General features: G+C 54.7%; 8 protein-coding genes. 1 reads left to right on the top strand and 7 read right to left on the bottom strand.

The window, feature by feature from the left end; genetic code table 11:
• The 5 genes from M0P74_09105 to moaA form a co-directional block, all read right to left on the bottom strand.
• Positions 1 to 267: signal recognition particle receptor subunit alpha (locus M0P74_09105; GenBank protein MCK9363737.1), on the bottom strand; the 267-nt coding region annotated here is incomplete at its 3' end.
• Positions 268 to 293: 26 nt separating this feature from the next.
• A complete protein-coding gene (smc, locus tag M0P74_09100) occupies positions 294 to 3,869 on the bottom strand; it encodes a chromosome segregation protein SMC (protein MCK9363736.1) in 3,576 nt (1,191 codons plus the stop codon).
• Positions 3,870 to 3,878: 9 nt separating this feature from the next.
• Positions 3,879 to 4,889, bottom strand: coding sequence for an AmmeMemoRadiSam system radical SAM enzyme (amrS, locus tag M0P74_09095; GenBank protein MCK9363735.1), 1,011 nt, complete (start codon positions 4,887 to 4,889; stop codon positions 3,879 to 3,881).
• Positions 4,879 to 5,673: a class I SAM-dependent methyltransferase gene (locus M0P74_09090; protein MCK9363734.1), complete on the bottom strand. Its 795-nt coding sequence runs from the start codon at positions 5,671 to 5,673 to the stop codon at positions 4,879 to 4,881. The genes amrS and M0P74_09090 overlap by 11 nt, the downstream gene beginning before the upstream one ends.
• Positions 5,640 to 6,632 (bottom strand): GTP 3',8-cyclase MoaA, encoded by a 993-nt coding sequence (moaA, locus tag M0P74_09085; protein MCK9363733.1) that lies wholly within the window; start codon positions 6,630 to 6,632, stop codon positions 5,640 to 5,642. The genes M0P74_09090 and moaA overlap by 34 nt, the downstream gene beginning before the upstream one ends.
• A gap of 297 nt (positions 6,633 to 6,929) precedes the next feature.
• Here moaA and greA point away from each other — a divergent pair, with 297 nt between their 5' ends.
• Complete coding sequence (gene greA / locus M0P74_09080; GenBank protein ID MCK9363732.1) at positions 6,930 to 7,406, top strand: transcription elongation factor GreA; 477 nt, start codon at positions 6,930 to 6,932, stop codon at positions 7,404 to 7,406.
• A 71-nt stretch (positions 7,407 to 7,477) separates the two neighbouring features.
• Here the strand turns inward: greA and M0P74_09075 are convergent, their stop codons facing one another.
• Positions 7,478 to 7,885, bottom strand: a complete 408-nt coding sequence (locus M0P74_09075; GenBank protein ID MCK9363731.1) for a F0F1 ATP synthase subunit epsilon — start codon at positions 7,883 to 7,885, stop codon at positions 7,478 to 7,480.
• A 19-nt stretch (positions 7,886 to 7,904) separates the two neighbouring features.
• Positions 7,905 to 9,314: a F0F1 ATP synthase subunit beta gene (gene atpD, locus M0P74_09070; GenBank protein ID MCK9363730.1), complete on the bottom strand. Its 1,410-nt coding sequence runs from the start codon at positions 9,312 to 9,314 to the stop codon at positions 7,905 to 7,907.
• Between the last annotated feature and the right edge of the window lie 45 nt (positions 9,315 to 9,359).

The following is a 9,359-nucleotide window of genomic DNA, read 5'->3' as shown; positions in this document are numbered from 1 at the left end:
TTCCCGGGGCGCCCCGCGAAGGATCTCCGGGGAGGCGAGTTCCTTGCGTTTCACCTTTTCTTTCAGTGATTCAATCAGCTCGCCGGTAAAGGCCGGCCCGACGTCGGCAAGAATCATCCGCTCCTCCAGCTCGTCGTAAAGCGCCTGATCGATCTGCTTGCTGCCGAGGATGAGATCGTCAACATCGGTCATAAGCAGCTTGCGGGTTTTGGCAAGTCCTGTCTTCAGTCGGTCGAAAAATCCCTTTTTCCCGTTTTTTTCTTCCATCTATTCATCCGTCCTTTATTAATTTTTCATGTCAGGGAGACAGAAACCAGCGAGGATACGCCTTTTTTTCTAATCGTGACGCCGTAGAGGCTGTCGGAAATCTCCATCGATTTTTTGTTATGGGTTATCATCAGTATCTGCGAATGGGCGGCGGTATCCTTCACCAAGCGGTTGAAGAGGGAGATGTTGGTGTCGTCCAGGGCCGCGTCGGCTTCGTCCAGTAAAATAAAGGGCACGGGGCGGTAGATGAGGATGGAGAAAATCAGGGCAATTGCCGACAGCGATTTTTCTCCCCCCGAAAGCAGCGTTACATTCTGCGTAAATTTCCCCGGGATGCGGATTTCAATATCAACCCCCGTCTCCAGCAGGTTGTTTTCATCGGTCATCTTCAGCTTCGCCCTGCCGCCGGGAAAAAGGCGGGAGAATACCTCCTGGAAGCAGCCATTGATGCCGTCAAAAGTCTCGGAGAAGCGCTGCCTGGTTATCGTATTGATGCGGGATATTGTTTGCTTCAGGGCCTCTAAGGAGGCGTTGAGATCGGCGATCTGGGCCGTCAAAAACTCAAAGCGGGTTTTTAATTCCTCGTGTTCGGAAAGCGCGAGCAGATTTACCTCGCCGAAATTATCGATCGCCCGCCTTTCCCTGGCAAGGACGGTTGCCGCGTCGGCTATTTCCTCATCATTCAGCGGCGGGAATTGGGGCAGCAGAGCCACAAGATCGACGCCGTGTTTTTCCTCCATGTTTTGCCGCAGGTTTTCCGACTGCATCTGCGTCTCCCGGAGGGCAATGTCCAAGGCCGCTTCATCGCGGAGCTGCGTGTCAAGGTCTTTTTTGGTCTCGTGGATTTCCGTCTCCCGACTCCGGAGCAGAGCCTCCTTTTCCTGCTGCAGATCACGCTTTTGGGAAAGATTCAGGGCAATGGTCTCGTTTTCGCCATAGAGCCCCTGCAGGGTCCCTTTTTCTGTTTCAATCTGCTGTGCAAGCTCCCGCTCTTCCTGTTCGCAACTGTTGGCATCGGCCAGGCGGGCGGCAATCTCGCCGTCATTATCGACAACGGATTTTTCCAGACGGGACAGGGTCTGTTTGTCGGCGTTATATTTTCCCTCAAGGGTGGCAAGACGCACCTTTTTTTCGGTCATTGACCGTTCGCATTCTTCACGCTGATCGCGAACGGAATCGGCGCGCTGCTGTTCGGCGGCCATAGCCTCGCGGAGCTGTGTCTCTTTTTCGACAAGGGCGGTCATCTCCCCTTCATAAAGGGAAATTTTCTTCTTCGTTTCGGCTGCATCCGCGGCGATGGTTTCGCGATTGAAGACAAGCGCCTGGAGGCGTTCCTCGATATGGCCAAGCTCGCTGTCGTAGCGCTCCCGGTCCTTGCCCAGGCCGTTTATCCTGAGCTCGGTCAGGTGGGTTTCCGACCGGAGGCGCAGCAGCCCCTCATCCGTCTGAGCGATCAGTGCGGTGATCTTCTCCCTTTTTTCCTGATTTTCCTGAAGGCTTGTCTGGAGTTGCGCGACTTCGTCGCTTAGTTCCGATATTTCCCGGCGATTGCCGAGCAGACTCCGTTCCTTCCCGCTGGCGCTTCCGCCGGAAAGAATGCCGCCGGGGCTGATGACATCCCCTTCCGCGGTGACAAATGTTCCGCGAAAACCGTTTTGCCTCCAGATGTTGACGCCGTCCTGCAAATTCGGTATCACGAGCGTGTCGCCCAAAAGCTCGTTGATGATTGGCCGGCAATCCTCCCGGATTGTAATCAGATCGATCAGCGGAAAGGTTTCCTGGAGATGGACGTAGTCTGCGTGCGCTTCTCGGGGGCGGCCGGGGCGAATCTCCAGGGGGGCAAAGCTGCCTCTTCCCAGGGACGCGCCCTTCAGATATTCGATAGCCTGAATGCCTTCTTCCTGATTCTTTACCACCATGTATTGCAGCTTTTCCCCGAGGAGGGCCTCGACCGCCGTCTCATACTCTTTGGGAACGTTGATCACGTCGGCAACAAGCCCCATGAACGAGCCCCGGAAGGAGTCCGGGTTGTCCTTTTTGGGGTCGCCGGCCAAAAGCGACTTTACCCCCTCGTTGCAGCCTTCATAGTTCTCGGCGAATTCTTTAAGCGAAGAGAGGCGGGTGGATTTGCCGCTGTAGCCTTCGCGCAGTGCCGCTATCTTCGCGTCCGCCTGGACAAGCTCCCGACGGGCGTCCTCAATCGTTGCGGTTAACTCCTCTTTCTGCTCCAAAAGTTCGGCGTGCTTTGCCTGGTCGGCAGAAAGCCCGGCTGTTATCCTTTCCCGCATCCGCTGAAGTTCCTCGGATTTTTTTTTGTTTGTTTCGATCTCGCTGATTTCGCGCTCTTCCCTTTTTTTCAGGTCTTCGTCCATCCGGACAAGGCCTATGAGCGTATTCTTGATTCGGGCTTTCTCGGCAGCCAGATCAACGTATCGTCCCTTTCTGGTCTCGATCGCCTGGCGGCAGGTCTGATCCATGCGCCGCAGCTCCTCGAGGGCGCCGGTGGCCGCCGCGGTTTCTTTTCGGAGACTGTCAAGGATTCTTTCCGCTTCCTGGGCGGCGTTGCGGAGGGCGGCGATTTCGTCTCCGGACACCTCCGCTTTTCGTTTCAAAGCCGTAATCTGCTCGATGTCCTTTATCCTTTTTGAAGAAAGATCGGCTATTTTCCGGCGGGAATACTCGATCGCCTGTTCCTTGCTGCTGATGACGTTGCGGGTGGCGTAAAGTTTTTCCTGAAGCGCGAAGATAAGGGCTTCCTGTTCCATGACGTCCGTCTTCAGCTCCTCCCGTGCTGTTTCCAGAGAGAGCAGCCGGGTGCGCAGTCCGGTGATTTTGTCCTGGAGGGCGATTCTCTCCTCTTCGCGGGCGATTCGCACTTCATTGAGCTCAAAACAGGTCTGCAGGGCGACCTTCAGCTCGGCGTCTTTCAGGGATTGTTTTAAGGCCTTATACTGTTCGGCCCTTTTAGCCTGGCGGGACAAGCCGTTTAATTGAGCCTTTACCTCGCGCAGGATGTCGTTGACGCGGAGGATGTTTTCCTGGGTGGCCTCCATCTTGCGGAGGGCGAATTCCTTGCGGCTCTTGTATTTGGAGATGCCGGCAGCTTCTTCTATAAATTGCCGTCTTTCTTCAGGTTTGGCCTCGACAAGCGAGGCGACGCTGTTCTGTTCGACAAGCGAGTAGGTTCTGGCGCCGATGCCTGTGCCCATGAAAAATTCCCGGACGTCAAGGAGGCGGCAGGGGACCTTGTTGATGGTGTATTCGCTTTCCGCTTCCCGGAAAATGCGGCGGGTGATCATCACTTCGCTGCTGTCGGCGTAATTGCCGGGGAACTTGTTCTCGTCAGCGGCGAGGATCATTGAGACCTCCGCCATCCCGACCGGCGAGGCTTCCTCTGAGCCGTTAAAGATGACGTCATCCATCTTTTTGCCGCGCAGGGTCTTGACCCGTTGCTCCCCCATGACCCAGCGGATGGCATCGGCGATATTGCTTTTGCCGCAGCCGTTGGGGCCGACGATGCCGCTGATCCCGGGCGAGAAATCAAGGACAACCTTGTCCCGGAATGATTTAAAACCAATGATTTCCAGTCTTTTCAGTTTCATGGGGCGAGTCTAAAATATTCCGTCCAACAGGGCGCCGCAAGCGGGGCAGGCAGTTCCCTGCAGGTCGTTCCTTTCAATTGAAAATCCGTAACGCGCGATTAACAGATTGCCGCACCCGGAACAGAGGGTGTTCTCCCCGCTGTCTCCGGGGAGATTGCCGCTGTAAACGTACTTGAGACCGGCAGACTTCCCCGTTTCAACGGCGCGGTGGATCTCTGCCGAAGGCGTTGCCGGCGTGTCCGCCATCAGATATTGCGGATGAAAGCGGCTGACATGCCAGGGGGTTTCCCTGCCCAGCGAGGCGACAAAGGCAGCGATGTCCTGGAGCTCCTGATCGCCGTCGTTGAGATTCGGGATGAGCAAAGTGGTTACCTCCAGCCATACGCCGAGTTCCTTCAGCGTGCGCAGGCTGTCGAGTACCGGCTGAAGCCGGCCGCCGCAATATTTGCGGTAAAAATCGTCCCGGAAAGACTTCAAATCGACGTTTGCCGCATGCAGGCAAGGGGACAGCAGTTTCAGCATTTCGGATGTCATAAAGCCGTTCGTGACGAAGATATTTTTGAGGCCGCTCGCCGCGGCTATCTTTGCCGTGTCGAGAGCGAATTCAAAAAATACCGTCGGTTCAGTGTAAGTGTAGGAAATACTATTAGATTCTGTCTGTATTGCCATTGCGACGATTTGCGCCGGGGTTCTGCTTCTGCCGACGATTTCAGCTTTTTCCCTCGGCATCTGGGAAATTTCGGAGTTCTGGCAGAAGGAACAGCGGAAGTTGCAGCCTGCCGTGGCGATCGAAAAGGTGCGGGAGCCGGGCAGGAAGTGAAAAAGGGGTTTTTTTTCAACAGGATCGACGTTTTCGGCAATTGTTTTCCCATAGACAAGGCTATAGAGGATTCCCTCCCTGTTCTCCCTGACGCCGCAGATTCCCCGGTCATGGGGGGCGATCCGGCAGCGATGGGCGCAGAGTCCGCATCTGATGTAATTTTGCTCCTCTTTTTCGTACAAAAGCGCTTCATGAACCATGTTCTGTGTTCCCGTAAATCGTCGGCAGGCCCTTGCCCCCGGATTGTCTGACTACGCCGTGCGCCGGTTCCCCCCCCTGGGCAAGAACGGCCGGTTTTCTGATGACGTCCTGAATCGTTATAAGTGAAAAGGTTACGGAAAAGCAGAGGCCGATAAAGGCGCCGAAAGGGTTCTTCATAACCGGGATCTGTTCTTCCAGCGTTGCTGCGGCGTCATAGAATCCCCAGGGAAGGAAGATGACGCTGCCCCACGCTATGCGCACGCCGGGCAGGTGCTGCCTGATCATCCCGGAGAGGGAAGGGATATGGAAATAGCGACACTTAGGCTCTTGCGGAACAGAAAAAACGTTGGACAAAAGCCCCTGGATGCCGATCAGCGAATAACGGTTCATGGCGCCGATAAAAACCCGTCCCCGGCAGACGCGAATGGCCTCGGCAATAGCCAACGCGGGATTTTTCATGTATTCGAGGGATGTAACCATCGTCACAATATCGAACTCGTTGTCGGAAAAAGGCAGCTCTTCCGGATCGCCAAGGTAGAGATCGGCGCGGTTTTCCAGCCTTTTTCTGGTCTCATCGAGGTGGGACGGGCAGGAATCTATTCCGGTTGCCAGGCATCCTTTCTGGCGAAAGAGGTGAAGGTTTGCTCCGTCGCCACAGCCGATATCGAGGAGGTGTTCCCCGGCATGGGGGGCGCTCAAATCCAGAATAAGGCTTTTTATCCTCCCGTCCAGATACTGACGGGCCGGCGTTATCCGCCGATCGTGGACATCTCTTTCACGCATTTTTTTCTATAGTTCCCGTCGTTTGCAATTTTGTGGCGATCAGGTTTTTTGGCGATGGCCCCTTCGATTATATCTTTAAGCCCGGAATCGGAGCATCCCGACCTTAAAGGCCCCCGCAGGTCGGTTTCTTTATCGGAAAGCAGGCAGCTTCTGAGCTGTCCGTCGGAGGTCAGTCTCAGCCGGTTGCAGGAACTGCAGAAATTGTGACTGATGGCGCTGATCAGACCGATGTGCCCCTTGCTTCCGGCAAGACGATACATATCTGCCGGCCCGTCCGCTTCATCGCCCTGTCTTTTTACCTGCTCGAGCTTGCCGATGGTTGCAATTCGCTCCTTGATCAGGTCGTTGGACAGAAAGCGTCCGTCGCTTTCAATTCCTGCATCTCCGAGCGGCATCAGTTCGATGAAGCGGATTTGCAAGGGATTGTCAATCGTGAGACGGGCAAAGTCCAGTATTTCGTCGTCGTTAAATCCCTTTATCGCTACTATGTTGATTTTAATGGGGGAAAATCCCACCTGCCGGGCCTTTTCTATCCCGTCGAGAACGGTCTGCAGGTTTCCCTGCCTGGTAATTTTCCGGTATTTCTCCGCGTTCAGGGAGTCCAAACTGATATTGATCCGGCCTATTCCCGCATGGAATAGTTCAGCCGCAAACTCTTTCAGCAGGATGCCGTTTGTTGTCATGCTGATATCGTTCAATTTGGTGATTGTCCCGAGGGATTTGACAAAATCCACTATCCCCCGGCGAACAAGCGGTTCGCCCCCTGTTATCCGGACTTTGCAGATGCCCACATCCGAGGCAACGCGAATGATTCGGTGAAGCTCCTCGTAGGTAAGGATGTCTTCGTGACGCAGGCAGGAAATCCCTTCGGTGGGCATGCAATAAATGCAGCGGAGGTTGCACCTGTCAGTGACGGAAACGCGCAGGTAGTTTATATTACGATTGTATTTGTCAACCATTGGCTGTTGTATCTCCTTTTACATGAAGCGCCCCAAGCTTCCATGAACTGCGCGCATCCCTAACATAGTTTTGCGGTTGTTACAAGGAGGATGGCATCTTTGCCTTATGGACATTAAACTGCGTTTTCCCTCTTGACACACTATCTGTTCTCTATTAAGTTCAACCGCAAATACTCAGGTGGATAGTCTGTAGGTGTTTAGGTGTGTTGGGGTCATTGATTCGTTCTTTGCGCAGTCCTGACAGACTACAGTCTAAACAACTTGAGTAGTTACATTTAAGCAGGAGAGTGATTTATAATGGACAGGATGCCGATTACCCAAAGTGGTTTTGAAACGTTGAAAAGGGAACTGAAAAATCTGAAGACGGTTTTGATCCCCCAGAATACAAAGGATATTGAAATCGCCAGAGGCCATGGCGATCTTTCGGAAAACGCCGATTATTCAGCGGCGAAGGAGAGGCAGTCCTTTCTGCACGGCAAGGTGCAGGAACTGGAAAATAATCTCGCTATGTCCGATGTGATCAAGCTTAAAAACAAGACGTATGAGAATGTAGTTTTCGGCACCACCGTAGCCGTCGAAGATACCGCAGACGGCAAGAAAATGGTTTGTCGGCTGGTGGGGCCTTTTGAATCCGATATTGACAAGAACAAAATCTCCGTCACCTCTCCTATCGGCAGGGCGCTTATCGGGAAATGCGTTGGCGACGTGGTGACGGTAAAGGCGCCGGGCGGCGCCCGCGAATTTGAGATACTGGATATTTCTGTCGAGGAGTAGGGCGGAGGGAACAGGGCCGGGCGGCTTGTGCGCAACCAGCAGGATGCTTTTTGAAGCGGCGGGGAAAGGCTTCAGCTTCTGCCGGAGGTGTTTATTCGCACAATTGCCCTTCTGAGTGCGGCCTGGGCCTTTTCGAACTCAACATCATCACGGGAAAGCTGGCCGAGCTTCTGCTCCGCCCGCTGGAGGGCTTTTTCTGCCCTTTCCCGATCAATCAGATCGGATCTTTCCGCCGTCTCGAGGAGCAAGGTAACCTTGGAGGGCGAGACCTTGGCATAGCCGGTATTGACTGCGTAAAATATCCTTTTGCGATCCCTCAGAATGCTGAGCGTCCCGATGCCGACCGAACCAAGCATGGGGGCATGTCCCTTGAGCACTCCGAATTCGCCTTCCGTGCCGGGAACAGTTACCTCGTCAACCACCCCGTTAAAGGCAATTCCTTCTGGGGTAACAATTTCCAATGTCATTTCAGTTGGCATCTTGAATATATTCCTCCGGCTACGCCGCTGTAAGCCTTTTCGCCTTTTCCATAACTTCTTCGATGCTGCCTACCATGTAGAAAGCCTGTTCGGGCAGTTCGTCGTATTTACCTTCCAGTATTTCCTTGAAGCCGCGAACCGTATCGGCGATGGAGACAAATTTCCCTTCGGTGCCGGTAAACTGGGCGGCGACAAAGAACGGCTGGGAGAGGAACCGCTGCACCTTTCTGGCCCGGTTGACGGTCAGCTTGTCTTCTTCCGACAGTTCGTCCATCCCAAGAATAGCAATAATATCCTGCAGGTCCTTGTATTTCTGCAAGGTGATCTGCACCTGGCGCGCCACATTGTAGTGTTCCGCGCCCAGAACGGTGGGATCCAGGATTCGGGACGTGGAATCCAGCGGGTCAACCGCCGGGTAGATGCCCAGCTCCGCTATCGGCCGCGAGAGCACGACGCTGCCGTCGAGGTGGCTGAAGGTGGTGGCCGGCGCCGGGTCGGTGAGATCGTCCGCAGGGACGTAAACGCATTCCACGGCGGTGATGGAGCCTTTGTCTGTCGAAGTAATTCGCTCCTGCAGCTCTCCCAAGTCGGTAGCCAGTGTCGGCTGATAGCCGACGGCGGAAGGCATGCGGCCCAGGAGCGCCGAGACCTCGGAGCCGGCCTGCGTGAAACGGAAGATGTTGTCAATGAAAAGGAGGACGTCCTGTCCTTCGATATCCCGGAAATACTCCGCCTCCGTTACGGCTGTCAGGGCTACCCGGGCGCGGGCGCCGGGCGGCTCGGTCATCTGCCCATAGACCAGGGCGGCCTGCTTGATAACCCCGGACTCCATCATTTCGCGGTAGAGATCATTTCCCTCACGGGTGCGTTCTCCTACCCCGCCGAAAACTGATATTCCGCCGTGATGCATTGCGATGTTATGGATCATCTCCATCATGACGACGGTTTTGCCGACGCCGGCGCCTCCGAAGAGTCCCATTTTCCCGCCGCGGGGAAACGGAACAAGGAGGTCGATGACCTTTATCCCGGTTTCCAGCAGGTGAACCGAGGTGTCCTGCTCGACAAGCAGGGGGGCTTCCCGGTGGATGGGCATGTATGTTTTCGCGTTTACCGGTCCGAGGCTGTCCACCGGGCGGCCTACGACATTCAGAATCCTGCCGAGGCATTCAGAGCCTACCGGGACGCTGATCGGCTCGCCTTTGTCTTTGGCAGCCATGCCGCGGACGAGCCCGTCGGTTACGTCCATGGCGATGCAGCGTACGACGTTGTCGCCCAGGTGCTGGGCAACTTCGACAATCAGGTTATCCTCGCTGTCGTTGATCGTGGGGTTGGTGATGGCGATGGCGTTCATGATACTGGGAAGCTGTCCCTCTTCAAACGCCACATCCACAACCGGTCCGATAACCTGTACAATCTTTCCAATATTCATGACCTTCTCCTTCAAATGTAGAAGTATATTGATGTTCTTTCGATA

The sequence above is a fragment of the Syntrophales bacterium genome, assembly GCA_023229765.1.
Taxonomy (GTDB): domain Bacteria; phylum Desulfobacterota; class Syntrophia; order Syntrophales; family UBA5619; genus DYTH01.
Note: the sequence above shows the minus strand (reverse complement) of the source record. Positions and strands in the feature narration are given on the sequence as shown.

Coding starts and splice junctions, on each gene's coding strand:
- greA (MCK9363732.1), top strand. CDS start 6,930: ATGGACAGGATGCCGATTACCCAAAGTGGTTTTGAAACGTTGAAAAGG.
- atpD (MCK9363730.1), bottom strand. CDS start 9,314: ATGAATATTGGAAAGATTGTACAGGTTATCGGACCGGTTGTGGATGTG.
- amrS (MCK9363735.1), bottom strand. CDS start 4,889: ATGGTTCATGAAGCGCTTTTGTACGAAAAAGAGGAGCAAAATTACATC.
- smc (MCK9363736.1), bottom strand. CDS start 3,869: ATGAAACTGAAAAGACTGGAAATCATTGGTTTTAAATCATTCCGGGAC.
- M0P74_09075 (MCK9363731.1), bottom strand. CDS start 7,885: ATGCCAACTGAAATGACATTGGAAATTGTTACCCCAGAAGGAATTGCC.
- moaA (MCK9363733.1), bottom strand. CDS start 6,632: ATGGTTGACAAATACAATCGTAATATAAACTACCTGCGCGTTTCCGTC.
- M0P74_09090 (MCK9363734.1), bottom strand. CDS start 5,673: ATGCGTGAAAGAGATGTCCACGATCGGCGGATAACGCCGGCCCGTCAG.